Source organism: Pseudomonas frederiksbergensis (assembly GCF_003732275.1).
Lineage (GTDB): Bacteria > Pseudomonadota > Gammaproteobacteria > Pseudomonadales > Pseudomonadaceae > Aquipseudomonas > Aquipseudomonas frederiksbergensis_H.
The window spans coordinates 97,926-123,848 of record NZ_MOBM01000042.1; the positions used below are offsets into that span (position 1 = coordinate 97,926).

Below are 25,923 nucleotides of genomic sequence, written 5' to 3' on the forward strand. Positions count from 1 at the left end.
CCTAGTATGCCCGCCAAGCGCAGCAAAAAAAATGCCCAATTGGGGTTGTGTGATAACTGGACTGAAAAACACCGAAAACCAATGTGGGAGCGAGCTTGCTCGCGATGGCATCAGTACATTCAACAAAGATGTTGGCTGTCAGATTGCTATCGCGAGCAGGCTCGCTCCCACAGGGTTTTGCTGCGTTTGACGGCCGGATTACACCAGAATCGAAGTCCCGGTCATCTCCGCCGGTTTCTCAAGCCCCAGCAACATCAGCATGGTTGGCGCGACATCCGCCAGCACGCCGCCGTCGCGGACCTTGAAGTCACGCTTGCCGACATAGATGAATGGCACCGGCTCGGTGGTATGCGCGGTGTGCGCCTGGCCAGTGGATGCGTCGGACATTTGCTCGACGTTGCCATGATCGGCGGTAATCAGGGCTTCACCGCCGACTTTTTCCAGGGCATCGACAATACGGCCGACGCACAGGTCCAGGCATTCAACCGCTTTGACTGCCGCGTCGAACACACCGCTATGGCCGACCATGTCGCCGTTGGCGTAGTTGACCACGATCACGTCGTAACGCTGCTTCTCAATGGCCTCGACGATGCGGTCGGTGACTTCCGGGGCGCTCATCTCGGGCTGCAAGTCATAGGTGGCGACTTTCGGCGACGGGATCAGGATGCGTTCTTCACCCGGGAACGGTTCTTCGCGCCCGCCAGAGAAGAAGAAGGTCACGTGGGCGTATTTCTCGGTTTCGGCGATGCGCAACTGAGTCTTGCCGTTTTTCGCCAGGTAATCGCCCAGCACGTTGTCCAGGCTGCTCGCGGCGAAGGCCGACGGCGCGGGGATGCTGGCGGCGTATTGGGTCAGCATGACGAAACCGGCAAGTGCAGGCTGGCGAGCGCGTTCGAATTCCTTGAAATCGTCTTCGACGAACACGCGGGTCAGTTCGCGGGCGCGGTCGGCGCGGAAGTTCATGAAGACTACGGCGTCGCCGTCTTCGACTTTCACCGGCTCACCAATGGCGGTGGCTTTGACGAATTCGTCGCTCTCACCGCGCTCGTAAGCGGCTTGCAGGCCTTCCTGCGCGCTGGCGGCATTGAATTCGCTGCTGCCATCGACAATCAGGTTGTAGGCCTGGGACACGCGATCCCAACGGTTGTCGCGGTCCATGGCGTAGTAACGGCCAATGATGCTGGCGATCCGGCCTTTGCCGAGGGCTTCGAAGGTCGCGTCCAGCAACTCGATCGACGATTGGGCGCTTTTCGGTGGCGTATCACGGCCATCAAGGAAAGCATGCAGGTAAATTTTCTCGGCGCCGCGCTTGTAGGCCAGTTCAGCCATGGCGACCAGGTGATCCTGATGGCTGTGGACGCCGCCATCGGACAGCAGACCCATGAAATGCACGGCTTTGCCGGCAGCAACGGCTTTATCCACCGCGGCGCAGATGGTCGGGTTCTCGAAGAACTCGCCGTCGCGGATCGCTTTGGTCACGCGCGTGAAGTCCTGGTACACCACGCGGCCGGCGCCAAGGTTCATGTGACCGACTTCGGAGTTGCCCATCTGGCCGTCCGGCAAGCCGACGTCCATGCCGCTGCCCGAGATCAGGCCATTCGGCACAGTGGCCCACAAGCGGTCCAGTACGGGCTTCTTCGCGGCATAGATGGCGTTGGATTCCTGGCTGTCACTGTGACCGAAGCCGTCGAGAATCATCAGGACCAAAGGTTTAGGCGTCGTAGTCATAGATTCCACTCGTGGCTGAGTTATAAAGAGGGCGATGGAAAAGGGAGTGGCAGTTTAAAGCGAAGTTCCAACCGCGTCACCGCCGGACGGGGTTTGGCCCACCATAGTGGCTGTGTATACTGGCCGACATTTTAACGCCCTGGAACCTCCTTCGATGGTTGCTCACCTGATTGAATTTGCCACTAACCACTATTTGCTCGTCGGTATCTTCGTCGTACTGCTGGCGTTGCTGATCGCTTATCAGATGCAAGGCGGCGGCCGCAGCCTGAGCACCGGTGAACTGACCGGGCTGGTCAACAAAGACGCAGGCGTGGTTATCGACATCCGTCCGATCAAGGATTTCACCGCTGGTCACATCGTTGGCGCGTTGAACATTCCTCACGACAAACTGACCGCTCGCGTCGGCGAACTGGAAAAGCACAAGGCCAAGACCATTATCCTGGTCGATGCCATGGGCCAGACTGCCGGCACTCATGCCCGCGAACTGATGAAAGCCGGCTTCACCGCCGCCAAGCTGTCCGGCGGTATTTCCAGCTGGAAAGCCGATAATCTGCCGCTGGTGAAGTGATATGAACAACGTCGTCGTCTATTCCAGCGATTACTGCCCTTATTGCTCGCGAGCCAAGTACCTGCTCGAGAACAAAGGCGTAGCCTTCGAAGAGATCAAGGTCGATGGCAAGCCGCAGGTGCGTGCCGCGATGGCTCAGAAGGCTGGGCGTACGTCCGTGCCGCAGATCTGGATCGGCAGCACCCACGTTGGCGGCTGTGATGATTTGTTTGCCCTGGAGCGCGCCGGCAAGCTCGACGCCATGCTCAAGGCCTGACTGCCTTACTTGAAATAGCCAACCCTACAAGACCCGAGATCAGAAAGGATCTGAGATGACTGACCAACAGAACACTGCAGCTAGCGAAGAAGAAACCGCACCGCAATTCTCCTTGCAGCGCATCTACGTACGTGACTTGTCCTTCGAAGCCCCGAAAAGCCCGGCGATCTTTCGCCAGCAGTGGGAGCCGAGCGTCGGTCTGGATCTGAACACTCGCCAGAAGGCTCTGGAAGGCGACTTCCATGAAGTCGTACTGACCCTGTCGGTTACCGTGAAAAACGGTGAAGAAGTGGCGTTCATTGCTGAAGTGCAACAGGCCGGGATCTTCCTGATCAAGAACCTGGACGATGCTTCGATGAGCCACACCCTGGGCGCGTTCTGCCCGAACATCCTGTTCCCGTACGCTCGCGAAACCCTGGACAGCCTGGTGACCCGCGGTTCGTTCCCGGCCCTGATGCTGGCCCCGGTGAACTTCGACGCGCTGTACGCACAAGAGCTGCAACGCATGCAGGCGGCTGGCGAGACTCCAACCGTTCAGTAAAAAGAAGCTTCGTTTGCTCCATGAAAAAAGCGCCGTTGAAGGCGCTTTTTTCGTGGAGCAAACGAAACCTTCGAGTAGGAGCTGCCGAAGGCTGCGATCTTTTGATTTTGATTTTGATTTTTAAGATCAAAAGATCGCAGCCTTCGGCAGCTCCTACGGGGGCGTGTCCCTTACTTGAACCCGAGCTGGCGCCAGCCTTCATACACTGCGACGGCCACGGTGTTGGACAGGTTCAGGCTGCGACAGCCTTCGCGCATCGGCAAGCGCAGGCGTTGTTCGCCGGGCAGGGCATCGAGCACTTCGGCCGGCAAGCCACGGCTTTCCGGGCCGAACAGGAAGGCATCGCCCTCGGCGAAGCTGGCGTCATGAAATGGCCGCGAGCCCTTGGTGGTAAAGGCGAACAGCCGTGGATGGCCGAGGCTTTCCAGACAGCTTGCGAGGTCCGCATGGCGTTGCAGGGTGGCATACTCATGGTAATCGAGGCCGGCCCGGCGCAGACGCTTGTCGTCCATCTCGAAGCCCAGCGGTTCGATCAAATGCAGGTGGCAGCCACTGTTGGCGCACAGCCTGATAACGTTGCCGGTATTCGGCGGAATTTCTGGTTGGAAAAGGATGACGTGAAACATGCACGGCTCCGAAGGTAAAGATGACGGGCATTCTACGCCGCCAAAGGACCCTCGTTCGAAACTATTCCCGCGGGTAATGGCTTCGCTGGCGATCGTCGGGGTGATGGTGGGCCTGATGATCGGTCGCCTGACCACTCCCGACCCTAGCGAATTGCTGCAGGTCGAGGTCACGAATGACGGGCTGGTGGTGTGGTTCAACAACGAACCCAAAACCCACGGCGAGCTGGTCGACGGCAGCGTGGCGCTGTTGTTCGAGGCTGAAGGCCGTGCGCAGAAAGGTCAGCTCAAGCTCAACGACAAGAGCGTGAACTGGCGGGTGCGGTTGAGCGATGGAGGGTTGTTGCTGACGCTGGTGGCGGCCCGACCGCTGCAGGGCGAGTGGGCCGGTAGCGAGGTCGATGACCGCTGGCGGCTGGAGATCCATCTCCGAGCGCAATAAAAGAGGGAATCCCCGGCCTGCCTGTACCAAGGTTCCCAAAACGGGAGGGCTCGCGCATTGCGGCGTGAGCCCGGTGTTAAAGAGGGAATCCCCGGCCTGCCTGTACCAAGGTCCCCGAAACTGGGTAGTGAATCGAATCACTGATTGGACTATTGCAGGGGGCGTGCCAGCTTTTAACAAGTTGCAATAGAAAACCGCTGGGCAGCGCTGAAAGCCCCGTGATCCGGGGCTTTGGTGTTTGTGCGATATGGTTTTTTTTGCAGGTGAAGGCGGGATTTTGGATCGGTTGTTGTGCGCGATTGCGGGTCACGGTGCATTTAGGCGGTGCATGTTGGCTCCGAAAGCATCGCGAGCAGGCTCGCTCCCACAGGGTTCAATGGTGTTCACAGGATAGTGAACACACTGAAAACCCACTGTGGGAGCGAGCCTGCTCGCGATTGGATCTGACAGTCAGCAGAAAACTAAAGGCTGCTTAACCCTCATCCCCCTCATCATCATCCCCACCATCAACCTTCATTCCCAATTCCTTGATCTTGCGCGTCAGGGTATTACGGCCCCAACCCAGCAACACGGCAGCATCGCGGCGGCGGCCGGCGGTGTGTTTGAGGGCGGTCTCGATCATGATCCGTTCGAAAGCCGGCACGGCGCTGTCGAGCAGGCTCGACTGGCCGCGAGCCAACGCCTGATCAGCCCACTGACGCAACGCTTGCTCCCAGTTGGTCACCGGCGCCGAATCCTGCGGCAGGCTCAGCAGCTCCGGCGGCAAGTCGCTGATGTGTACTTCGCGACCCGAAGCCATCACAGTGATCCAGCGGCAGGTGTTTTCCAGCTGACGCACGTTGCCTGGCCACGGCAGGTTCTTCAGGTATTCCTCGGTTTCGCTTTTCAGCAGCTTCGGTTCCACCGCCAGTTCTTGCGCGGCGCGGCTGAGGAAGTGCTTGGCCAGGGTCGGGATGTCTTCGCGACGGTCCGACAGCCGTGGAATGTGGATGCGGATCACGTTGAGGCGGTGAAACAAGTCCTCACGGAATTTTCCGGCATGCACCAGGGTTTCCAGATTCTGGTGAGTCGCGGCGATGATTCGCACATCGACCTTCACCGGCACATGGCCGCCGACGCGGTAGAACTCACCGTCCGCCAATACCCGCAGCAAGCGAGTCTGGGTATCCGCCGGCATGTCGCCGATTTCATCGAGGAACAGTGTGCCACCGTCAGCCTGTTCAAAACGCCCGCGACGCAGGTTGGCCGCTCCGGTGAATGCGCCTTTTTCATGGCCGAACAGCTCGGATTCCATCAGGTCCTTGGGGATCGCCGCCATGTTCAGCGCAATGAATGGCGAGGCCGCCCGTGGGCTGTGACGGTGCAGGGCGTGGGCCACCAGTTCTTTACCGGTACCGGATTCGCCGTTGATCAGCACGGTGATGTTGGAGTGGCTCAAGCGCCCGATGGCGCGAAACACTTCCTGCATCGCCGGCGCTTCACCGATGATTTCCGGGGTGCGGGTCAGGGCGACCGGGACTTCCAGGCCTTGTTGTTCCTGGGCGTGCTGGTTGGCGCGTTTGACCAGTGATACCGCCTCGTCAACGTCGAACGGCTTGGGCAGGTATTCGAACGCACCGCCCTGATAGGACGCGACAGCGCTGTCCAGATCGGAGTGCGCGGTCATGATGATCACCGGCAGCCGTGGGTGTTGTTCGCGAATCCGTGCCAGAAGGTCCAGACCGCTGGCACCCGGCATGCGGATGTCGGAGATGATCACGTCCGGCTGCTGGCGCGCCAGGCGGCTCATCACGCCATCGGCGCTGTCGAAGCTTTGCGTGGTCATGCCTTCTTGCTGCAAGGCTTTTTCCAGGACCCAACGGATAGAACGGTCGTCATCGACGATCCACACGGTTTCACTACGGCTCATGTCGATGTGGCTCCTTGTTCCAGTGGCAGAAAGATCGAGAACGTGGTGTGGCCTGGATGGCTGTCACATTCGATCAGGCCCTGGTGCTGGCTGATGATGTTCTGGGTAATGGCCAAGCCGAGCCCGGTACCGTCCGGGCGGCCGCTGACCATGGGGAAGAAGATGGTTTCTTGTAGCTCGGCGGGGATCCCCGGGCCGTTGTCGATGATTTCGATCTTGGTCACCAGGCGATGACGCACGTGGCCGATGGTGAACTGGCGCATGGCGCGGGTACGCAAGCTGATGCGGCCAAGGCGCAGCTCGTTCTGGCTGCTGATGGCCTGCATCGCGTTGCGCACGATGTTCAGGACGGCCTGAATCATCTGTTCGCGATCAATCAACACATCCGGAATGCTTGGGTCGTAGTCGCGCACCAAAGTGATGCAGCCCTGACTTTCGGCCTCCACCAACTGACCCACGCGTTCCAGCACTTCATGGACGTTGCACATGGCCAGTGACGGCAATTTGTTGGAGCCGAGCATGCGATCCACCAGATTGCGCAGGCGATCGGCTTCTTCAATGATGACGTTGGTGTAATCGCGCAGGCTTTCTTCCGGCAGCTCACGGGCGAGCAACTGCGCCGCGCCACGAATCCCGCCCAGAGGGTTTTTGATTTCGTGGGCGAGGCCGCGTACCAGCATCTTGCTGGTCTCCTGCTTCGACAGCTGTGCCTCTTCCTTGGTGATCCGCAACAAGCGGTCACGCGGGTGAACCTCCAGCAACAGCAGCGTAGCGCCATTGCTCAGGATCGGTGTCACGGCGTAGTCGACGGTCAGGGTCTGGCCGGTGAGGGCGGTGAGCATCGCTTCGCGCTTGGTGAACGGGTGCGCCTGCTCGACTGCCTGGCGCAAGGAATTCAGCGCCTCGGTGGACTCGGTGAACAACTCACTGATGAACTGCCCATGACTACGCTGGCCGCTGATGGCCAGCAGCATCTCCGCCGCCGGATTCATGTACTCAAGGCGCAGTTCGGCGTCGAGCAGAATGGTTGCGGTGGTCAGGTTGTCGAGTAGCAAGCGGTGTAGTGCATCGCTAATGGTCATCAGGACCTCTTTTGGAGCGGAGCGCACGTAAGAAACAAGCGCTGATACGAGGAAAATGCAAAAACCAAACCAAGGCTCCGAAAAGAAGCGTTTAGAGCCTGAAACAGGCGTTTGACGCTCGTTTACGTGGCGTTCTGCCAGCTTTCGCGGGTACTTTCGAACCAAAATGGGTTGAGATGTGAGTACGGTGCACTCTATTGCACCAATATAGTGCGCAAACCTGAACAAAGTAAAAGAAGCTCAGTCAGCGCGGATGCGAAAACCTGTGGGAGCGGGCTTGCTCGCGAAAGCGGTTTGTCAGGCGACATCAATGTTGGCTGTGCCGCCGTCTTCGCGAGCAAGCCCGCTCCCACATGGGTGCGCTTAACTGACGGGCATTAGCGCCAGAAGGAGCTTTCTTCTTCGGGCTTGTCTTTGAGGGGGCATTCCGGCCGTTGGCCGTAGTCGGTAAGGATGCAGGGTTTGACCTGGCGCTTCTGTGCGAGGGAAATGCGCAGCATATGGAAGGGTTGATTGGCCGTGCGTTCGACGGTACGGCCCCGTTCGTCGAGAATTTCCACGGACAGGTGATGGCTGCCGCGGTCGATGTTGCTCAGGGCGAATACCGGGCTTGGGCCAGGCTCGGCGGTGGGTTGGCCATCCAGCAGCAGGCGATAGCGATGGCCCTGTTGCAGGCCGGGTTCGCTGGTAACGCTGACGATCAATTCACCGGCAGTGCTACGGATCGTGGCATCCGGGTCCGGCACCAGCACACGAAGCATGTCGTAATGAAACAGGGGGTTGGCCTGGTTTTTCGCGGCCGTCATGGGGGCGGCGCTCGGGTTGGCCGACATTCGATTGCTGGTCGCCAATGGCACGCGCTTGGCGTTACGGGTGCCCGGTTGATCGGTGAAGACCCGATTGCCCTGGGCGTCGATGTAAGTGAAAACCTCGGCCATTGCCGGCAGGCTGATCAGGCATGCGACCAACAGCCAGAACCTCAAGGCTTATGCACCCGTTGTACGGTGAAAGTCACGGTGGGGCTCTGTTGCACGACGTTTTGCCCATCGATCACCTGAACCGCGAGGCGGTGTTCGCCACGGTCGATATTCACCAGTTGCAGAATCGGGACATTGCTCGGTTGGCCGTAAGGTTGATCGTCCAGTAACAGCCTCAATCGATGAGGACCTTGCAGGCGCGGTTGGATCAATACGCTAACCGTGAACGTGCCGTTGTTGGCGCGCAGGGCTTCTTCGGTGGGCAGCCCCGTCAGCTCCAGCACCTGATAGGCGCTGCCGGGCTGTTCACGGCTACTGGATTGCACAGGTGCTACAGGCTCGCTCGGCGGTTGAAGTCCGACGCTGTTAAGCGGCGGCAACTCCACGGGTTGAGCTTTTACGCCATAGGGCGGTTGATTGCTGTAGGCGGTGTTGCCGTTGGCATCAGTGTATTTGTAGATCTGCGCGGCGGCGGCGGCGGGCAGGGCGATCAGCACAAGCAGGCATAACAACAATGAGCGCATTGCAGGCTTCCATTGGCCGTTGGGCAAGTGTCCGGCCCTGTTCCGTTCATGGCGACTAAGCGCTGAGCATAGAGCACTTCAGCGCATATCGGCAGGTCGGCTCAACGGCTGGCGCTGCACAACTCAGCGGTGGCGCGTACCTGGGCAAGCTCGCGTAATGGCGCGTGGGCGCCGGTTTTATTGGCCTTGGCCAGCCAGGACGGGCACTGCGGGTCGTTGCGATAAGGGCTGAAATCGGCCAGTTGTTGCAGCAGGCGTTTTTGTAACTGATCAAGTTGTGGGCGGATCTGCCCGACGAGATCGGGGCGAGGATCGTTGGGCGCCTTGCCTTGCGCATGCCAGTCAGACAGGTGCGTGTATTGCACCAGTTTGTTGGCCTCGATCTGCGCCGAGAAAAATTGTTCGACGGCTTCATCGCTCAATTTATAGGCAGGTGCCAGGGCGACAGCGCCGGCAATGACTTCGCGCTCGCGCTGCCGATCTTCGACCGGTTTGCCACTGTCCCATTTGCTCAGCGCGACCTGATCGGCAATTGCCAAGCGTTCTTCGATGGTGCCAAGCAACGGGGCGAGGGCGGCGGGGGCTGGGCTGGCAAAAGCGTTGTTGACCAGCAGGGCGGTGAGCAGGGCGGTGAGCAGGGCAAGGCATGGGCGTAGGCGCATGGGGCATCTCGGCTTTATCGGATGAAGGCCATGATGCACGCAACCGGGCATCCGATGACAGACGGTCGTCCATAAAAAAGGCCTCCCGAAGGAGGCCTCTCTTTTGTCACGCCGCGTAGCGCGGCGCTACCGGATCAGCAGCTGTAGTACAGCTCATATTCCAGTGGGTGTACGAAGGTACGAACCTTGATTTCTTCTTCGCTTTTCAGGGCGATGTAAGCGTCGATGAAGTCGTCGCTGAAAACGCCGCCTTTGGTCAGGAACGCACGACCTTTGTCCAGCTCTTCCAGGGCTTCTTTCAGGCTGCCGCAAACTTGTGGGATTTCTTTCGCCTCTTCAGGCGGCAGGTCGTACAGGTTTTTGTCAGCTGCGTCGCCAGGGTGGATCTTGTTCTGGATGCCGTCCAGGCCAGCCATCAACAGTGCAGCGAAGCCCAGGTACGGGTTAGCTGCTGGATCCGGGAAGCGAGCTTCGATACGGCGAGCGCGAGGGCTGGACACGTAAGGAATACGGATCGAAGCCGAACGGTTGCGAGCCGAGTAAGCCAGCATCACTGGAGCTTCGAAACCTGGGACCAGACGCTTGTAGGAGTTGGTCGACGGGTTGGTGAAGCCGTTCAGAGCCTTACCGTGCTTGATGATGCCGCCGATGAAGTACAGAGCGGTGTCGGACAGGCCGGCATAGCCTTCGCCAGCGAAGGTGTTCTTGCCATCTTTGGCGATGGACAGGTGAACGTGCATACCCGAACCGTTGTCGCCGTACAGAGGCTTAGGCATGAAGGTCGCGGTGCGGCCGTATGCGTCAGCAACGTTGTGTACGCAGTACTTCAGGGTTTGAACTTCGTCAGCCTTGGCAACCAGGGTGTTGAACTTCACGCCGATTTCGTTCTGACCGGCAGTCGCCACTTCGTGGTGGTGAACTTCGATGACCAGGCCCATTTCTTCCATGGCGTTGCACATGGAGGTACGGATTTCGTGGTCGTGGTCGAACGGCGGAACAGGGAAGTAGCCGCCTTTGACGCCTGGACGGTGGCCTTTGTTGCCGCCTTCCACGTCCTGGTCGGACATCCACGAACCTTGTTCGGAGAAGATTTTGAACATCGAGCCGGAGATGTCGGACTTGAACTTCACTTCGTCGAAGATGAAGAACTCAGGCTCTGGACCCACGAATACGGTGTCGCCGATACCGGTCGACTTCAGGTATTCCTCGGCACGCTTGGCGATCGCACGTGGGTCACGGTCGTAGCCTTGCATGGTCGAAGGCTCGATCACGTCGCAAACCAGGATCAGGGTCGGCTCTTCGGTGAACGGGTCGAGAACGGCAGTGCTGTCGTCCGGCATCAGGATCATGTCGGAAGCTTCGATGCCTTTCCAGCCAGCGATGGAGGAACCGTCGAACATTTTGCCTTCTTCGAAGAAAGCTTCATCCAGCCCATCGCGAGCCGGCATGGTCACGTGGTGCTGAGTGCCTTTGGTGTCCGTGAAGCGCAGATCAATCCACTTGACGTCATGATCTTTGATGAGTTGAACCGACTTCGACATAGTGTCCTCCGGGTGGCTTCGGGCTTAGTAGTGGATGCCCTTAGAATGTGGGTGATGCCGGCGCGAATACTCTGCCATGGCAACCTGCCTCACAAGGGAGCAAATTGCATGCCAGTGCCCCACCATGGATTTTTTGCCCCAATATCACGCTTATAAAGGTGCAATGCCTCGAAAAGCGCAAAACCTCGCCCTGTAATGTAGCGTCGAATTCGATAAATGACCTGTTTTGGTGCGTGCAAAACCTTCTGCACATTAACTGGTTAAACCTTGAGCAATTTCCGCTATAATCCGCGCCCCCCTTTTTCGGCTGGCCCAGCGCGCGCTGTTTTCATGAAACTAATCGTAAAAGTCTTCCCCGAGATCACCATCAAGAGCCGCCCGGTACGGATGCGTTTCATCCGCCAGTTGGCCAAAAACATCCGTACCGTGCTCCGCGATCTGGACCCGGCTGTGGTGGTGAACGGTGTGTGGGACAATCTCGAGCTGGAAACCCGCGTCAGCGAGCCGAAAGCCCTGAAGGAGATGACCGAGCGCCTGAGCTGCATGCCGGGCATCGCGCATTTCCTGCAGGTCGATGAATACCCGTTGGGCGACTTTGACGACATCGTCGCCAAGTGCAAGCAGCATTTCGGTGACGCCCTGGCCGGGAAGATCTTTTCGGTGCGCTGCAAGCGTGCCGGCAAGCACGAATTCAGCTCCATGGACGTCGAAAAATACGTCGGCAGCCAACTGCGTCGTCAGTGCGGCGCCGCCGGAATCTCGCTCAAAGAGCCTGAAATCGAAGTTCGCATCGAAATTCGCGACAAACGGTTGTTCGTGATCCACAGCCAGCACAACAGCATCGGCGGTTATCCGCTGGGTGCCCTGGAACAGACGCTTGTACTGATGTCTGGTGGCTTCGATTCCACCGTCGCCGCCTACCAGATCATGCGCCGCGGGCTGATGAGCCATTTCTGCTTCTTCAATCTGGGCGGACGTGCCCACGAACTGGGCGTCATGGAAGTCGCGCACTTCATCTGGAAGAAGTACGGCAGCTCCCAACGCGTGTTATTTGTCAGTGTGCCGTTCGAGGAAGTACTGGGAGAAATTCTCGGGAAAGTCGATAACAGTCATATGGGTGTAGTTTTGAAGCGTATGATGTTGCGCGCTGCTTCCCGTATTGCCGATCGGCTGGAGATCGAAGCGCTGGTCACCGGCGAAGCGATTTCCCAGGTATCGAGCCAGACGTTGCCGAACCTGTCCGTGATCGATTGCGTGACCGACAAGCTGGTCTTGCGACCGCTGATCGCCAGTCACAAGCAGGACATCATCGACCTGGCCAACGAAATCGGTACTGCCGATTTCGCCAAGCACATGCCGGAATACTGCGGGGTCATCTCGGTGAACCCAAAGACCCACGCCAAGCGTCCGCGCGTGGAGCATGAAGAGAAAGAATTCGACATGGCGGTACTTGAGCGTGCGCTCGAGAACGCCAAACTGGTGCCGATCGATCGCGTGATCGACGAATTGGGCCAGGATTTGCAGATCGAAGAAGTCAGCGAAGCACTGGCGGGCCAGATCATCATCGACATCCGTCACCCGGATGCCGCTGAAGACGAGCCGCTGGAACTCGCTGGCATTGAGGTGCAGACGATGCCGTTTTATGCATTGAACGCTCGTTTCAAGGAACTGGACCCTACTCGCCAGTACCTGTTGTATTGCGACAAAGGCGTGATGAGTCGCCTGCATGCCCACCATTTGCTCAGTGAGGGGCATGCCAATGTGCGCGTTTATCGACCGAGCTAAGTGCCCGGGGCTGTTTGCCTGTGGCCTGCGTCACCGGCCCCCCGACGCCGCCGTCAAGCTGTAACGGCTTTGCCGGACTCTACTGTAAATCGCTGCCAAGACTTGTCAGCACACCGAATCCTCTGATCGAGATACACAAGTGATCGAAAATCTACGCAACATCGCCATCATTGCTCACGTTGACCATGGTAAAACCACCCTGGTAGACAAACTCTTGCGTCAATCCGGCACCCTGGAGCGCAACGAGCTCAACGACGAGCGCGTGATGGACTCCAACGACCAGGAGAAAGAGCGCGGTATTACCATTCTGGCGAAAAACACCGCCATCAACTGGAACGGCTACCACATCAACATCGTGGACACCCCGGGCCACGCCGACTTCGGCGGCGAAGTTGAACGCGTAATGTCGATGGTTGACTCCGTTCTGCTGCTGGTTGACGCTCAAGACGGCCCTATGCCGCAAACCCGTTTCGTGACCAAGAAGGCTTTCGAAGCCGGCCTGCGTCCAATCGTGGTTATCAACAAGGTTGACCGTCCAGGCGCGCGTCCGGACTGGGTTCTGGACCAGATCTTCGACCTGTTCGACAACCTCGGTGCTACCGAAGAACAGCTGGACTTCAAAGTCGTCTACGCCTCGGCCCTGAACGGCATTGCCGGTCTGGAACACACCGACATGGCTGAAGACATGACTCCGCTGTACCAGTCGATCGTCGACAACGTACCTGCGCCGAAAGTCGACCGTGACGGTCCGTTCCAGATGCAAATCTCCGCTCTGGACTACAACAGCTTCCTGGGTGTTATCGGCGTTGGCCGTATCGCTCGTGGTCGCATCAAGCCGAACACTCCGGTTGTGGCTATCGACGCCGACGGCAAGAAGCGTAACGGCCGTATCCTGAAGCTGATGGGTCACCACGGTCTGCACCGCATCGACGTTGAAGAAGCAGCTGCCGGCGACATCGTCTGCATCAGCGGCTTCGACCAGCTGTTTATCTCCGACACTCTGTGCGACCCACTGAACGTCGAAGCAATGAAGCCGCTGACCGTTGACGAGCCAACCGTTTCCATGACCTTCCAGGTAAACGACTCGCCTTTCTGCGGCAAAGAAGGCAAGTTCGTCACCAGCCGTAACATCAAGGAACGTCTGGACAAAGAACTGCTCTACAACGTTGCCCTGCGCGTTGAAGAAGGCGACACCGCCGACAAGTTCAAAGTCTCCGGCCGTGGTGAGCTGCACCTCTCGGTACTGATCGAAACCATGCGTCGCGAAGGCTTCGAAATGGGTGTTGGTCGTCCGGAAGTAATCATCCGCATGGTTGACGGCGTCAAGCACGAACCGTACGAAAACGTGACCATCGACCTGCCGGAAGAATCGCAAGGTTCGATCATGGAACAGATCGGTATCCGTAAAGGCGACCTGACCAACATGGTTCCGGATGGCAAGGGTCGTGTGCGCCTTGAGTACAACATCCCGGCTCGTGGCCTGATCGGTTTCCGTAACGAGTTCCTGACCCTGACCTCCGGTGCAGGCATCCTGACCTCGATCTTCGACCGTTACGACGTGATGAAGTCCGGCGACATGTCCGGCCGTCAGAACGGCGTGCTGGTTTCGGTTGCTACCGGTAAGGCGCTGACTTACTCGCTGGAAACCCTGCAAGCTCGCGGCAAACTGTTCCTGGGTCACGGTGAAGACGTGTACGAAGGTCAAATCGTCGGCATCAACAGCCGCGACAACGACCTGGGCGTCAACCCAACCAAAGGCAAGAAGCTCGACAACATGCGTGCTTCGGGTAAAGACGAAACCATCGCTCTGGTTCCGCCTATCCGCTTCACCCTGGAGCAGGCTCTGGAATTCGTTCAAGAAGACGAATTGTGCGAAGTCACTCCTAAGTCCATCCGTCTTCGCAAGAAGATCCTGGGCGAAAGCGAGCGTACCCGCGCTGCCAAGAAAGCGGGTAACTGAGTTTCGACTTAGTTAGCGCTTAAAAAAACGCCCCCGACCGCAAGGTCGGGGGCGTTTTTGTTTGTCTGGGGTTTGTGCGGCGTTTGTGAGGGCCTCATCGCGAGCAGGCTCGCTCCCACAGGGTTCGGTGTTGAACACAGATTATGTGTACACAAAAATCAACTGTGGGAGCGAGCCTGCTCGCGATGAGGCCGGTTCAGGCAGCGGGATTCTGGATCAGAACTTCTCAAGCGTCCGACGGCTGGCGCTGCTCTCGCGCACCACTTCTTTAGGCTTGTACGCGCAATACCCCGGCCGCGGTCCGATCTTCGGGTGGTTGCGGCAGGTGTCCGGGCGCTTATCATAAATAGTGCACAGACGGCTCTTACGATCCAGGTACAGGCAATCGTTGTTGCTCATGCGCTGAAGGGTGAAGATCTCGGACTTCTGGTTATAGCGCTCGACGATCCCTTCCTTCTGCAAACGCTTGGCGATGTTCTTCGGCGGGTCGCCACGCTCGAACTCATCGACGATGCCGATACGGATCAGATCCTTGATCTTGACCTCGACCGGCAAGGTGCAGCAGCTGGATACGCAGGAACCGCACATCGGGGCAGAGTACTTGGCCCAGGTATCGAGGCGATCGATCTCCGCGGCGGCGATCAGGTTGGGCTTCATCATCGGTGTTACCAGCGTGTGCATCAGGGCGCGCGATCATACCGGGACTGGTGGATTTTTGAACAACCTTTCGCCAGATTTTTTCGCTTGGCGCAAAATAATCCCTGTGTCCGGCACGGCCCCTGCATTGTTTCTGGCACGCAACAACGTAATGTCGATCTATCTCGCACTAACAGGGAAAACTGCCGAACCAGAGTCTCAATGGTCTGTCAGACCGACTAGGCTCAGACAACTTCACGCTCGCTCGAGGTCTTATCGATGACTCAAGAACCACTTGTTCGCGAAGCAGAGGTGGCCGCATTCCGCGACGCCGTCTTGACCAAGCTTACCTACGCGGTGGGCAAAGACCCGGATCACGCCTTCGACCACGACTGGTTCGAAGCCATCGCCCTGGCGGCGCGCGATCACATGGTCGAGCACTGGATGGACCACACCCGGCAGATCTACCGCAAAGGCCAGAAACGGGTCTATTACCTCTCCCTTGAATTCCTGATCGGCCGCTTGCTCTACGACAGCCTGAGCAACCTCGGCCTGCTCGATGTGGCCCGTGAGGCCATGACCGAACTTGGCGTCGACATCGAACGCATCCGTCTGCTGGAACCCGATGCGGCGCTGGGCAACGGAGGCCTCGGGCGCCTGGCGGCGTGCTTCATGGAAAGCATGTCGACCTTGGGCATCGCCGGCCATGGTTACGGCATTCGTTACGAACACGGTTTGTTCCGCCAGGCCATCGTCGACGGCTGGCAGCAGGAGCAGACCGAACACTGGCTGGATTTCGGTAACCCGTGGGAGTTCGAACGGCCGGAGGTCGCCTACCCGATCGGCTTCGGCGGCAGTGTCGAAACCGTGACCGATGAAAACGGCAAATCCAGGCAAGTCTGGTCCCCTGCGGAAACCGTGCGGGCCATTGCCTATGACACCCCGGTGGTTGGTTGGCGCGGCGCGAGTGTCAACACGCTGCGACTGTGGCGTGCCCGGGCCATGGAAGATTTGCACCTGGAGCGCTTTAACGCTGGCGACCACTTGGGTGCGGTAGCCGAAGTGGCCCGGGCCGAAAGTATCTCCCGCGTGCTCTACCCGGCGGACAGCACCGATGCCGGCCAGGAACTGCGTCTGCGCCAGGAGTACTTCTTCGTCGCCGCATCCCTGCAGGACTTGCTGCGCCGCCATCGCAACATGCACACCTCCGTGCTGACCCTGGGCGATCACGCGGCCATTCAACTCAACGACACTCACCCCTCGATCGCCGTGGCCGAGTTGATGCGTCAGTTGGTCGACGTTTATGACGTGGCGTGGGATGCGGCGTGGCAGGTCACCGTCGACACGCTGTCGTATACCAACCACACGTTATTGCCGGAAGCGCTGGAAACCTGGCCGGTCGGTTTGATGGAGCGGATGCTGCCACGGCACATGCAGATCATTTATTTGATCAACGCCCAGCACATCGACTCATTGCGGGCCAAGGGCGTTCACGATTTCGACGTGTTGCGTGCGGTGTCGCTGATCGAGGAAGACAACGGTCGACGCGTGCGCATGGGTAACCTGGCATTCCTTGGTTCTCACAGCGTTAACGGCGTGTCTGGCCTGCACACGCAACTGATGCGCAGCACAGTGTTTTCCGAGTTGCATAAACTCTATCCGGAGCGGATCAACAACAAGACCAATGGCATTACCTTCCGCCGCTGGCTCTATCAGGCCAACCCCGAGTTGACCTCGATGATGGTCGACGCCCTCGGCCCGGATATGCTGGATAACCCCGAAGAAAGCCTGATCGGGCTGGAGCCGTTTGCCGAAAAGACTGCATTCCGTAAACAGTTCGCCGAGCAGCGGCTGCACAGTAAAAAAGCCCTGGCGTACCTGATTCATGAACGGTTGGGGATCGCGATCAACCCGGCGGCGATGTTCGACGTGCAGGTCAAGCGGATCCACGAATACAAACGTCAGTTGCTCAACCTGCTGCACACCGTCGCGCTGTATCAGGCGATTCGTGCCGAACCGGAAATCGACTGGGTGCCGCGGGTGAAAATCTTCGCCGGCAAGGCGGCGGCCAGTTATCACCAGGCCAAGTTGATCATCAAACTGACCAACGACATCGCCCGGGTGGTCAACAACGACCCGACCGTGCGTGGTTTGCTCAAAGTGGTGTTCTTGCCCAACTACAACGTCAGCCTGGCCGAAAGCATCATTCCGGCGGCGGACTTGTCGGAGCAGATTTCCACCGCAGGCTTCGAAGCATCGGGCACCAGCAACATGAAGTTCGGCCTCAACGGCGCGCTGACCATTGGCACCATGGACGGCGCCAACGTGGAGATGAGCGAGCGCATTGGTGTCGAACACATGTTCATCTTCGGCCTGAGCGCCGAGCAAGTGGAAGCGCGCAAGCTCAACCATGAATTCAGCGCGGCGCCGGACATTGCCGCCTCCCATCGACTCAACGACGTGCTGCAAGCGATTCGCGGCGGGGTGTTCTCACCGGACGATCCGTCCCGCTACACCACACTGATCGATTCGCTGGTGGATTACGACCGCTTTCTGGTCTGCGCCGATTTCGACTCTTACTGGAACGCTCAGATGCGCGTCGAGGCTCACTGGCACGACTCGAAAGAATGGTGGCGCTCGGCGGTATTGAGCAGTGCGCGGATGGGTTGGTTCTCGTCCGACCGGACCATTCGCGAGTACGCCACGGATATTTGGAAGGCTCTGGAGTAAGTCTTCGTTCGGCTCGATATACTGGCGCGCCGGAAAAGATCGCAGCCTTCGGCAGCTCCTACACAATCGCGTGCTATCACGCCGTTGTAGGAGCTGCCGAAGGCTGCGATCTTTTTGGAGCTGGCTACGCTAATCTTCTTGGATTGGCCAATGCGCTTAGGGATATCGACCATGCAATGGATGTTCATGCTGATTGGGCTGCTGCTGGGCTGGTTATTTGACGAGTCGTTCAGCGATGCGCTGTTGGGCGCTTTGCTCGGGCTGGGTATCGGCCAGGCAATCCGCATCAGCCGCTTGAGTACTCAAACCGCCGAGCAGCGACGCTTGCTCGATCAAGCGCAGGTTGCGCTGAATGCGGTCGAGCAGCGACTGGCATTGCTGGAAGTATCGGGCGTCAAATCCCCTGAAACCAGTGAAGCTGCGGCCAGCGAACCGGTTGCATCCCCTGAAATCATTCTTGAACAAGCCCCTGTCGCAGCCCCCGAGCTGATCTGGGAGCTACCTCCTGAATTCGAACCCGTCACAGCGGCCGCCGCCGAAACCAGTCGTCCACTGCCCGATGATCTCTGGAAACCCGAACCGGTCGCCCGCGAACCACAACAACCGGCGGCGCCGCGCGGCCCGAACTTCATCGAGCGGGCCATCAGCGGCGCGCGCAACTGGCTGTTCGGCGGTAATACCGTGTTGCGGGTCGGCGTGGTGCTGTTGTTCCTCGGCCTGGCCTTCCTGTTGCGCTACGCCACCGAAGGCATGGTGGTGCCGGTCGAGTTGCGTTACGCCGGTGTCGCGGCGGCGGCCTTGGGCTTGCTCGCGCTGGGCTGGTGGTTGCGACTGCGCAACAGCAATTACGCGCTGATGCTGCAAGGCACCGGGATTGCGGTGTTGTACCTGACAGTATTTGCCGCGATGCGCCTGCATCCATTGCTCGACCCCACGGCGGCGCTGGGCTTGCTGGTGGTGGTGACGGTGTTCTCGGCGATTCTCGCCATTACTCAAAACGCTCTGGGCCTGGCCGCCGCTGCCGCCTTGGGTGGTTTCGCCGCACCGATCCTGACCTCCACCGGCGCCGGCAACCATGTCGCGCTGTTCAGCTACTTTGCCTTGCTCAACGCCGGCATCCTCGCCATCGCGTGGTTCAAGGCCTGGCGGCTGCTTAACCTGATCGGTTTTGTCGGCACCTTCGGCATCGGGTTGGCCTGGGGCCTGCGTTCCTACAAGCCTGAACTGCTATGGAGCACCGAGCCGTTCCTGATTCTGTTTTTCCTGATGTACCTGGCCATCGGCCTGTTGTTCGCCCGGCGCAAACTGCTGGAAATGAGCGATGCGCCCGAGGATGGCAGCCGCGATGCACTGCTGCACTGGTCAGCGCGCAAGGGCGATTACGTCGATGGCACCATGTTGTTCGCGCCGCCGCTGGTGGGTTTCGGTTTGCAGTTCGCGCTGGTGGAGCATCTGGAATTTGCCACCGCCTTCAGCGCCTTGGCACTGGGCATGATTTACATGGGGCTGGCCCGGTTGCTGATGGGCGGTCGAGCGCTGTTGTTGGCGGAAACCTGTCTGGCGCTCGGGGTGATCTTCGCCAGCCTGGCGATCCCCTTGGGGCTCGACGCGCGTTGGACTGCAGCCGCCTGGGCGGTGGAAGGCGCGGGGATTTTCTGGCTCGGCCTGCGCCAACAACGACCGCTGGCGCGAGCCTTTGCCTTGCTGCTGCAACTGGGCTCGGCACTGGCCTTCCTCAGCGAGCTGCGGATCGGCGAGAGCAGCCTGCTCGATGGCGCCCCGTTGGGGGCGTTGATGCTCGGTGTGGCGCTGCTGTTCAGCTTCTACCAATTACGCAAAGCGTTGCCTGAACAGGCGTCGCAGTGGGAGCACCAAGCACTGCCGGTGCTGGCCTGCCTGGGATTGACGTTCCTTTATCTGCTGGCGCCGCTGTTTTTCTTCACTCATGGCACGGCGATCAGTTGGGCGCTGGCCGGGTTGGCGACACTGTTCGTCGGCCTGCGCCTGCAATCGAGAACCTTCCTATTCACCGCGTTCGCCGTGCAACTGCTGGGCGGTGCGTTGTTCCTGTTGCGGCTGCAAGGGGCGGGCGGTGAGTCGGCTGCGGTGTTCAGCGCCGGTTGGAGCGGTTTGCTCAGCGCGTCCCTGATCGGGCTGGCATTGATCGGCGGGATGTTGCTGGCGGCCCGCGACGAAATGGTGCGCAGCGACGTGCGTTTGCTGCGCGGCTTGTCAGTGGTGTTGCTGGCCGGTCTGGTGCTGATCAACCTCGCCGTGTTGTTCGTGTTGCCGTGGCAAACCGCGAGCGCGGTGTGGGCCGCCAGTGGTTTGTTCATCATCTGGCTGAGCCTGTACCTGAAGCAGCGCGTGAGTTTTGTCTTTGGTCTGCTGTTGCAGGTGATCGGTGGCGCTGCGTTCCTGTTCGCCGGGCCGGATCTGCTTGGCCCGCTGCTCAGCGAAGGGTTGCGGCCGCTGGCGCATGGCGGTTTCTGGACGCCGCTGGTGCTGGGGCTGGCCGCATTCGTCGGAGCCTGGCGTCTGCAGCTCGGCAACCATGCTTCGGCCTTCGATGGGTTGAGCCTGCAGCGCTTGTCGGAAGTGTTGGTGGTGTGGGGCGCAGGTTGGTGGGCGCTGGCGTGGGTCAGCGAAGTGCTGCGCTTTGCGCCGTTGAATCTGCAAGCCACTTTGTTGCTGGCCGTCGCCGCCGTGAGTGTCGCGCTGTGGACGTTGTTGGCGCTGCGCCTGAAGTGGTCGTCGCTGGGCTTGCTCTGCACCTTGTTGATTCCCGCAGCAGGTCTGGTGCTGCTCGCGGCCTGGCATTCGCGTTATCACCCGGCCGCCAACTTCGGCTGGCTGGTTTGGGTCGCGGTGTTCGTCGTGCATTTCATCTCGCTGCGGCGTCTGGCGCCAACGCTGCCCGCAAGAGCCCTGAGCACCGCCCATGTGCTCGGCTGCTGGCTGTTGATCGGCGTGTTGGCCCTGGAGCTGCGTTACGGCTTGCTGCTGTTGTCGGAGCAGTACAACGCCTGGCGCTGGCTGGGCTGGGCGATTCTGCCGAGCCTGTATCTGGTGCTGATGGCTGCACCACGCACGTGGCCGTGGCCGGTGTCGGATTATCCCCGCGAGTACCGGGTCTATGCCGCTGCGCCGTTGGCGTTGCTGATGCTCGGCTGGTTCTGGCTGGCGAACATCGCCAGTGACGGCACCGCCGAGCCATTGCCGTATGTGCCGCTGATTAACCCGCTGGAGTTGGGCCTGTTGTTCGCTTTGTTCGGCGTTTACGTCTGGTCTCGCAGCGCCGTGACGCAACTGGCGATACGCAAGGCGTACGCCGATAACGCCACGCAAGTGATTGCCGGGGTTTCGCTGTTCGTCTTCTTCACCGCGCTGGTGATGCGCGCGGCTCACCATTGGGGTGACGTGCCGTACGCGCTGGATCTGTTGCTTGGGTCGATGTTGGTGCAGGCCGGCCTGTCCATCGTCTGGACCCTGATGGCCCTGAGTCTGATGATCGGTGGGCATCTGCGTCATCGCCGCGAAGTCTGGCTGATCGGCGCGGCGCTGATCGCGCTGGTGGTCGCCAAGTTGTTCTTCATTGAATTGAGTAACCGCGGCGGGCTCGCGCGGATCGTGTCGTTTATTGGCGTTGGCGTGTTGCTGTTGGTGGTGGGCTATTTCGCTCCGTTGCCACCCAAGCGTGCCGAAGCTGTGCCGGATGTTGAAAAACCGGCCCCTGAAACCGAAGGAGTGTCGTCTTGAGTCAGAAGCTGAACCTGAGCTTGTGGGGTGCTGTAGTGCTGGGTGTGGCGCTGTCGGCCGGCGCGCAGGAAAAACCGACGGACTTCGCCGCGCAGGTGCCGTTGTCGGTGAGTGGCGAAGGCCCGTGGTATCGCCTGGAATTGCCCTTGGGCGTGCAACTGAAAGCGCGGCAAACCGATCTCAGCGATCTACGCGTGTTCAACGCCGCCGGTGAGCCTCAGGCTTATGCTCTGGCCCGAGAGCCCGCGCAGACCCGCGAAAACCGCACGCTGAACGACGTGAAGTGGTTCCCGTTGTACAACTCGGCGGATGCCACCGAACGTGCGCCGAGCGTGCGCGTGCAATCGAACACCAACGGCACGTTGATTGAAGTGCAGCCGTCCAGCCAGTTGGAGGCAGGGGAAGAAGAGTTGCGCGGCTGGTTGCTCGACGCCAGCCGCATCAAGGCGCCATTGCAGCAATTGATCCTCGATTGGACCAGCGATCGCGACGGTTTCCAGCGCTTCAGCATCGAAGCCAGCGACGATCTGCAGCATTGGCAGTCGTGGGGCGAAGGGCAGGTGGCACGCCTGACGTTTGCCGACGAACGGGTCGAGCAACATGAAGTCGGCCTGCCGGGGCAATCGGCGCGCTACCTGCGCTTGCTGTGGAGTTCACCGCAATCGGCGCCAGTGCTGACGTCGGCGCAACTGGAAAGCACCAACCCTCGCACCTTGCCGCTGCCGTTGGTCTGGTCGCAACCGTTGGCTGGCACCAGCGTGAAGGCCGGTGAGTACATCTGGCAATTGCCGATGGGGTTGAACGTCCAGCGCTTGCAGATCGAGCTGAATCAACCCAACAGCCTGGCACCGGTGACGTTGTCGGGTCGCCGGGAAACCAGCCTGCCGTGGCAAACGCTGACCAGCGGTTTGCTCTACCGCTTGACCCAGAATGGCCAGGACGTGGTGCAGAACGAATTGCAGCTGCCGGGCCAGACCGTTCAGCAATTGAAGTTGACGGTGGATGAGCGCGGCGGTGGCCTGGGCGCCGAAGCACCGACCGTCCGATTTGCCGTGCGCTCCACGCAACTGGTGTTCCTGGCGCGCGGGGCCGGGCCTTATACGCTGGCGCTGGGGAGTGCGACGGTGAAGGCGGCGAGCTTGCCATTGTCGACGCTGATTCCGGATTACAGCGCTGCGAAGCTGGCGGCGTTGGGCAAGGCGACGGTGGAGGGTGGGGTCGTGGTGACTCCGGCGGCGACCGTGCCAACGGTGGCGGACACGAACTGGAAGAAATTCGGGTTGTGGGCGGTGCTGTTGCTCAGCGTGCTGGTTCTGGGGGCCATGGCCTTCAGCTTGCTGCGCAAGCCACCAGTCAAATCCTGAAGGTGATGCTTTGCACCCCAATCGCGAGCAGGCTCGCTCCCACACTGATCGCCTGAACACTGGCGATCCATTGTGGGAGCGAGCCTGCTCGCGATAGCGGTTTATCGGTCGGTAAAAATGCCCATTTCGAACTACGCTCAACCCCGCACATGAACTCTATTGGGTGTATCACGTCTGATAGGAGGAAATGCGCCCCGACTCGCGTTAAACTGCGCGGGTTTTTAGCCCCCCCATTCCACCGGAGCCGTCCATGTCCCGCGTTACCTTGAGTCGCTATTTGATTGAGCAGACCCGTAGCAACAACACTCCTGCCGATCTGCGCTTCCTGATCGAAGTGGTGGCGCGTGCCTGCAAGGAAATCAACCACGCCGTCTCCAAAGGCGCCCTGGGTGGCGTCCTGGGCAGCATGGGCACCGAAAACGTCCAAGGCGAAGTGCAGAAGAAACTCGACGTGCTGTCCAACGAGATCCTGCTTGAAGCCAACGAGTGGGGCGGTCACCTGGCCGGCATGGCGTCCGAAGAAATGGACAACGCCTACCAGATTCCGGGCAAATACCCGAAAGGCGCGTACCTGCTGGTATTCGACCCGCTGGACGGTTCGTCGAACATCGACATCAACGCCCCGGTCGGCACCATCTTCTCGGTACTGCGTTGCCCGAACGAATACCTGAGCCAGAACGAGCCCTTGAATGAAAAGGCTTTCCTGCAGCCAGGTACCCAGCAAGTGGCCGCCGGTTATGCCATCTATGGTCCACAGACCATGCTGATCCTGACCCTGGGCGACGGCGTGAAAGGTTTCACCCTGGACCGTGAAATGGGCAGCTTCGTCCTGACCCATGAAGACATCACCATTCCTGAAACCACCCAGGAATTCGCCATCAACGCGTCCAACCAGCGTCACTGGGAAGCTCCGGTACAGCGCTACGTGGGCGAATTACTGGCAGGCGAAGAAGGCCCGCTGAAAAAGAACTACAACATGCGCTGGGTCGCCGCGATGGTGGCCGACGTGCATCGCATCCTGACCCGCGGCGGTCTGTTCATGTATCCACGCGACAGCCGCGAGCCGTCGAAGCCGGGCAAACTGCGCCTGATGTACGAAGCCAACCCGATGTCGTTCCTGGTGGAGCAAGCGGGTGGCGCATCCACTGACGGCCACCAGCGCATCCTCGACATCCAGCCGGAAGGCCTGCACCAGCGTGTTGCGGTGTTCCTCGGTTCGAAAGAAGAAGTTGCCCGCGTCACGGCTTACCACAAGGAATAAAACATGACCGCGCCCTGGCAGCCGTTACTCGAGTGGTGGTTTGGATCTTTCGAATCACCCAACGAAATATCGGCTGACAAGGGCAAGTTATGGTTCGGCAAGCGCGACAGCCAGGACCTCGAAGCGCGGATGCGTTTCGGGGACCAGGTCGAGCAGGCACTGGCCGGCGGATTGACCGAATGGGTGCAATGCCCTGAAGGTTGGCTGGCCCTGGTGCTGCTACTCGATCAACTTCCGCGAATGATCTTTCGCGATACCCCCAAATCCTTTTCAGGCGACCTCAGGGCTCAGGCACTGGTAGCGCAAGGCATTGCTGCGGATTTCGATCGGCAACTGCGACCGATCCAGCGGGTGTTTATCTATCTGGTGTTCGAGCACTGCGAAAATCTGGCCGTACAGAACGAGGCGGTTTCGCGGTTTCTTGATCTGGTTGAACAGCAACCGGAGGCGGATCGGGCGGTGTTTGCCGACAACCTGGATTATGCCGAGCGGCATCAGAAGATCATTGCGCGGTTTGGGCGGTTTCCCCATCGCAATGCGGTGCTGGGGCGCGAATCTACGGTTGAGGAAATGGAGTTTCTTTCAGGACCTGGATCCCGCTTCTAGCTTTTCGTTGTTGCTGATACCGCCATCGCGAGCAGGCTCGCTCCCACACGGATCTTTGTCGCGCTGGAGATCCACTGTGGGAGCGAGCCTGCTCGCGATGAGGCCATCAAGAGCGCGTTAGATCCTGAAGCTACCCACCAACTGCTTCAACCGCGCCGCCTGCTGCTCAAGATCAGCACACGCACGCAAGGTCGACTGCAAGTTCTCCACACCTTCCTGGTTCAGCGTGTTGATCTCGGTGATGTCGACGTTGATCGACTCGACCACGGCGGTCTGTTCTTCGGTCGCGGTGGCCACGGACTGGTTCATCCCGTCGATCTCACCGATGCGCTGCGTCACGCTGCCCAGGCGTTCGCCGGCCTGGTTGGCGATGCCGACGCTGCTTTCGCTCTGGCGCTGGCTATCGGTCATGGTGCTGACCGCTTCCCGGGCGCCGACTTGCAGTTCTTCGATCATCTTCTGCACTTGCTGCGCCGAATCCTGAGTGCGGTGGGCGAGGTTGCGCACCTCGTCCGCGACCACGGCAAAACCACGGCCGGCTTCACCGGCACGGGCTGCTTCGATGGCAGCGTTGAGCGCCAGCAGGTTGGTTTGCTGCGAGATGCTGGTGATCACTTCCAGAATCTGGCCGATGTTCACCGTGTTGCTGTTCAGGGTTTCGATGTTGCCGCACGAATCGCTGATTTTTGCCGACAGCTGCTGCATGGCTGCGATGGTTTTATCCACCACTTGCTGACCGTCTTCGGCCAAGGCACGGGCGTCGCTCGAATGCTGCGAGGCGAGGGCGGCGTTCTGGGCGATTTCCTGGGCGGCGGCGCCCAGTTCGTTGATCGCTGCAGCCACGCTGCTGGTGCGCGAGGCTTGCTGATCGGAGTTGAACATCGACGAGTTGGAGGCCGCGACGACCCGCAAGGCGACTTCGTTGACCTGGCCGGTAGCCGAGGACACTTCGCGGATCGAGGTGTGAAT

Annotated in this window: 21 protein-coding genes; 11 read left to right on the forward strand and 10 right to left on the reverse strand. The window is 59.7% G+C overall.

Annotated elements, in window-relative coordinates; genetic code table 11:
* Positions 1-198: 198 nt before the first annotated feature.
* The gene (gene gpmI, locus BK662_RS33435; RefSeq protein ID WP_123361123.1) at positions 199-1,728 is read right to left on the reverse strand and encodes a 2,3-bisphosphoglycerate-independent phosphoglycerate mutase; all 1,530 of its coding nucleotides are present in this window, start codon (positions 1,726-1,728) and stop codon (positions 199-201) included.
* Between the two features lie 154 nt (positions 1,729-1,882).
* Here gpmI and BK662_RS33440 point away from each other — a divergent pair, with 154 nt between their 5' ends.
* From BK662_RS33440 to secB, 3 genes are read left to right on the forward strand one after another with little or no spacing between them, the layout of a single operon-like run.
* On the forward strand, positions 1,883-2,296 hold the full coding sequence (locus BK662_RS33440; protein ID WP_123361124.1) for a rhodanese-like domain-containing protein: 414 nt from the start codon (positions 1,883-1,885) through the stop codon (positions 2,294-2,296).
* Position 2,297: 1 nt separating this feature from the next.
* Positions 2,298-2,552, forward strand: a complete 255-nt coding sequence (grxC, locus tag BK662_RS33445; RefSeq protein ID WP_007939440.1) for a glutaredoxin 3 — start codon at positions 2,298-2,300, stop codon at positions 2,550-2,552.
* A 55-nt stretch (positions 2,553-2,607) separates the two neighbouring features.
* Positions 2,608-3,093 carry a protein-export chaperone SecB gene (secB, locus tag BK662_RS33450; RefSeq protein ID WP_007897410.1) on the forward strand — a complete coding sequence of 162 codons (486 nt, stop codon included), beginning with the start codon at positions 2,608-2,610 and terminating at the stop codon, positions 3,091-3,093.
* A gap of 170 nt (positions 3,094-3,263) precedes the next feature.
* On the opposite strand, the gene BK662_RS33460 is transcribed toward secB, so the two are convergent.
* Entirely contained in the window at positions 3,264-3,719 is a 456-nt protein-coding gene (locus BK662_RS33460; RefSeq protein ID WP_007949025.1) for a tRNA (cytidine(34)-2'-O)-methyltransferase, read from the reverse strand.
* On the opposite strand from BK662_RS33460, the gene BK662_RS33465 reads away from it, so the two are divergent.
* Entirely contained in the window at positions 3,718-4,158 is a 441-nt protein-coding gene (locus BK662_RS33465) for a hypothetical protein (RefSeq protein ID WP_123361125.1), read from the forward strand. The two genes, BK662_RS33460 and BK662_RS33465, sit on opposite strands and share 2 nt — an antisense overlap.
* Positions 4,159-4,630: 472 nt before the next feature.
* Here BK662_RS33465 and ntrC read toward each other — a convergent pair whose 3' ends face one another.
* From ntrC to glnA, 6 genes are all read right to left on the reverse strand, one after another.
* Positions 4,631-6,067, reverse strand: a complete 1,437-nt coding sequence (gene ntrC, locus BK662_RS33470; protein ID WP_007897405.1) for a nitrogen regulation protein NR(I) — start codon at positions 6,065-6,067, stop codon at positions 4,631-4,633.
* On the reverse strand, positions 6,064-7,149 hold the full coding sequence (glnL, locus tag BK662_RS33475; RefSeq protein WP_038978561.1) for a nitrogen regulation protein NR(II): 1,086 nt from the start codon (positions 7,147-7,149) through the stop codon (positions 6,064-6,066). Before glnL ends, ntrC begins: the two co-directional genes overlap by 4 nt.
* 377 nt (positions 7,150-7,526) lie before the next feature.
* The gene (locus BK662_RS33480) at positions 7,527-8,132 is read right to left on the reverse strand and encodes a DUF4124 domain-containing protein (RefSeq protein ID WP_123361126.1); all 606 of its coding nucleotides are present in this window, start codon (positions 8,130-8,132) and stop codon (positions 7,527-7,529) included.
* Positions 8,129-8,650 (reverse strand): DUF4124 domain-containing protein, encoded by a 522-nt coding sequence (locus BK662_RS33485; protein ID WP_123361127.1) that lies wholly within the window; start codon positions 8,648-8,650, stop codon positions 8,129-8,131. The genes BK662_RS33480 and BK662_RS33485 overlap by 4 nt, the downstream gene beginning before the upstream one ends.
* 101 nt (positions 8,651-8,751) lie before the next feature.
* Positions 8,752-9,312, reverse strand: a complete 561-nt coding sequence (locus BK662_RS33490; RefSeq protein ID WP_123361128.1) for a chorismate mutase — start codon at positions 9,310-9,312, stop codon at positions 8,752-8,754.
* Positions 9,313-9,446: 134 nt separating this feature from the next.
* A complete protein-coding gene (gene glnA, locus BK662_RS33495; protein WP_007907861.1) occupies positions 9,447-10,853 on the reverse strand; it encodes a glutamate--ammonia ligase in 1,407 nt (468 codons plus the stop codon).
* 330 nt (positions 10,854-11,183) lie between these two features.
* Between glnA and thiI the strand changes: the two genes are divergently transcribed.
* On the forward strand, positions 11,184-12,638 hold the full coding sequence (thiI, locus tag BK662_RS33505) for a tRNA uracil 4-sulfurtransferase ThiI (RefSeq protein ID WP_008005335.1): 1,455 nt from the start codon (positions 11,184-11,186) through the stop codon (positions 12,636-12,638).
* A gap of 139 nt (positions 12,639-12,777) precedes the next feature.
* Positions 12,778-14,598, forward strand: a complete 1,821-nt coding sequence (gene typA / locus BK662_RS33510; protein ID WP_007907857.1) for a translational GTPase TypA — start codon at positions 12,778-12,780, stop codon at positions 14,596-14,598.
* A 216-nt stretch (positions 14,599-14,814) separates the two neighbouring features.
* Here the strand turns inward: typA and BK662_RS33515 are convergent, their stop codons facing one another.
* The gene (locus BK662_RS33515; RefSeq protein WP_123361160.1) at positions 14,815-15,255 is read right to left on the reverse strand and encodes a YkgJ family cysteine cluster protein; all 441 of its coding nucleotides are present in this window, start codon (positions 15,253-15,255) and stop codon (positions 14,815-14,817) included.
* A gap of 258 nt (positions 15,256-15,513) precedes the next feature.
* On the opposite strand from BK662_RS33515, the gene BK662_RS33520 reads away from it, so the two are divergent.
* The 5 genes from BK662_RS33520 (at position 15,514) to BK662_RS33540 (ending at position 24,954) form a co-directional block, all read left to right on the forward strand.
* Positions 15,514-17,964 (forward strand): glycogen/starch/alpha-glucan phosphorylase, encoded by a 2,451-nt coding sequence (locus BK662_RS33520; RefSeq protein WP_123361130.1) that lies wholly within the window; start codon positions 15,514-15,516, stop codon positions 17,962-17,964.
* Positions 17,965-18,135: 171 nt separating this feature from the next.
* Entirely contained in the window at positions 18,136-21,723 is a 3,588-nt protein-coding gene (locus tag BK662_RS33525; protein WP_123361131.1) for a DUF2339 domain-containing protein, read from the forward strand.
* Positions 21,720-23,087, forward strand: coding sequence for a DUF3999 domain-containing protein (locus tag BK662_RS33530; protein ID WP_123361132.1), 1,368 nt, complete (start codon positions 21,720-21,722; stop codon positions 23,085-23,087). Before BK662_RS33525 ends, BK662_RS33530 begins: the two co-directional genes overlap by 4 nt.
* A 250-nt stretch (positions 23,088-23,337) precedes the next feature.
* Positions 23,338-24,348 (forward strand): class 1 fructose-bisphosphatase, encoded by a 1,011-nt coding sequence (locus tag BK662_RS33535; protein WP_123361133.1) that lies wholly within the window; start codon positions 23,338-23,340, stop codon positions 24,346-24,348.
* A 3-nt stretch (positions 24,349-24,351) separates the two neighbouring features.
* On the forward strand, positions 24,352-24,954 hold the full coding sequence (locus BK662_RS33540; RefSeq protein ID WP_123361134.1) for a DUF924 family protein: 603 nt from the start codon (positions 24,352-24,354) through the stop codon (positions 24,952-24,954).
* Between the two features lie 117 nt (positions 24,955-25,071).
* On the opposite strand, the gene BK662_RS35955 is transcribed toward BK662_RS33540, so the two are convergent.
* Positions 25,072-25,836, reverse strand: a complete 765-nt coding sequence (locus BK662_RS35955) for a methyl-accepting chemotaxis protein (protein ID WP_370694726.1) — start codon at positions 25,834-25,836, stop codon at positions 25,072-25,074.
* Between the last annotated feature and the right edge of the window lie 87 nt (positions 25,837-25,923).

Bases quoted from the DNA above. Each gene is read 5' to 3' on its own strand.
- BK662_RS33465 (WP_123361125.1), top strand. From the start codon at position 3,718: ATGCACGGCTCCGAAGGTAAAGATGACGGGCATTCTACGCCGCCAAAG.
- BK662_RS33460 (WP_007949025.1), bottom strand. From the start codon at position 3,719: ATGTTTCACGTCATCCTTTTCCAACCAGAAATTCCGCCGAATACCGGC.
- BK662_RS33485 (WP_123361127.1), bottom strand. From the start codon at position 8,650: ATGCGCTCATTGTTGTTATGCCTGCTTGTGCTGATCGCCCTGCCCGCC.
- BK662_RS33535 (WP_123361133.1), top strand. From the start codon at position 23,338: ATGTCCCGCGTTACCTTGAGTCGCTATTTGATTGAGCAGACCCGTAGC.
- BK662_RS33540 (WP_123361134.1), top strand. From the start codon at position 24,352: ATGACCGCGCCCTGGCAGCCGTTACTCGAGTGGTGGTTTGGATCTTTC.
- grxC (WP_007939440.1), top strand. From the start codon at position 2,298: ATGAACAACGTCGTCGTCTATTCCAGCGATTACTGCCCTTATTGCTCG.
- BK662_RS33490 (WP_123361128.1), bottom strand. From the start codon at position 9,312: ATGCGCCTACGCCCATGCCTTGCCCTGCTCACCGCCCTGCTCACCGCC.
- glnA (WP_007907861.1), bottom strand. From the start codon at position 10,853: ATGTCGAAGTCGGTTCAACTCATCAAAGATCATGACGTCAAGTGGATT.
- BK662_RS33515 (WP_123361160.1), bottom strand. From the start codon at position 15,255: ATGAAGCCCAACCTGATCGCCGCCGCGGAGATCGATCGCCTCGATACC.
- ntrC (WP_007897405.1), bottom strand. From the start codon at position 6,067: ATGAGCCGTAGTGAAACCGTGTGGATCGTCGATGACGACCGTTCTATC.
- BK662_RS33525 (WP_123361131.1), top strand. From the start codon at position 18,136: ATGCAATGGATGTTCATGCTGATTGGGCTGCTGCTGGGCTGGTTATTT.
- secB (WP_007897410.1), top strand. From the start codon at position 2,608: ATGACTGACCAACAGAACACTGCAGCTAGCGAAGAAGAAACCGCACCG.
- BK662_RS33440 (WP_123361124.1), top strand. From the start codon at position 1,883: ATGGTTGCTCACCTGATTGAATTTGCCACTAACCACTATTTGCTCGTC.
- thiI (WP_008005335.1), top strand. From the start codon at position 11,184: ATGAAACTAATCGTAAAAGTCTTCCCCGAGATCACCATCAAGAGCCGC.
- BK662_RS33520 (WP_123361130.1), top strand. From the start codon at position 15,514: ATGACTCAAGAACCACTTGTTCGCGAAGCAGAGGTGGCCGCATTCCGC.
- BK662_RS35955 (WP_370694726.1), bottom strand. From the start codon at position 25,836: ATGTTCAACTCCGATCAGCAAGCCTCGCGCACCAGCAGCGTGGCTGCA.
- gpmI (WP_123361123.1), bottom strand. From the start codon at position 1,728: ATGACTACGACGCCTAAACCTTTGGTCCTGATGATTCTCGACGGCTTC.
- glnL (WP_038978561.1), bottom strand. From the start codon at position 7,149: ATGACCATTAGCGATGCACTACACCGCTTGCTACTCGACAACCTGACC.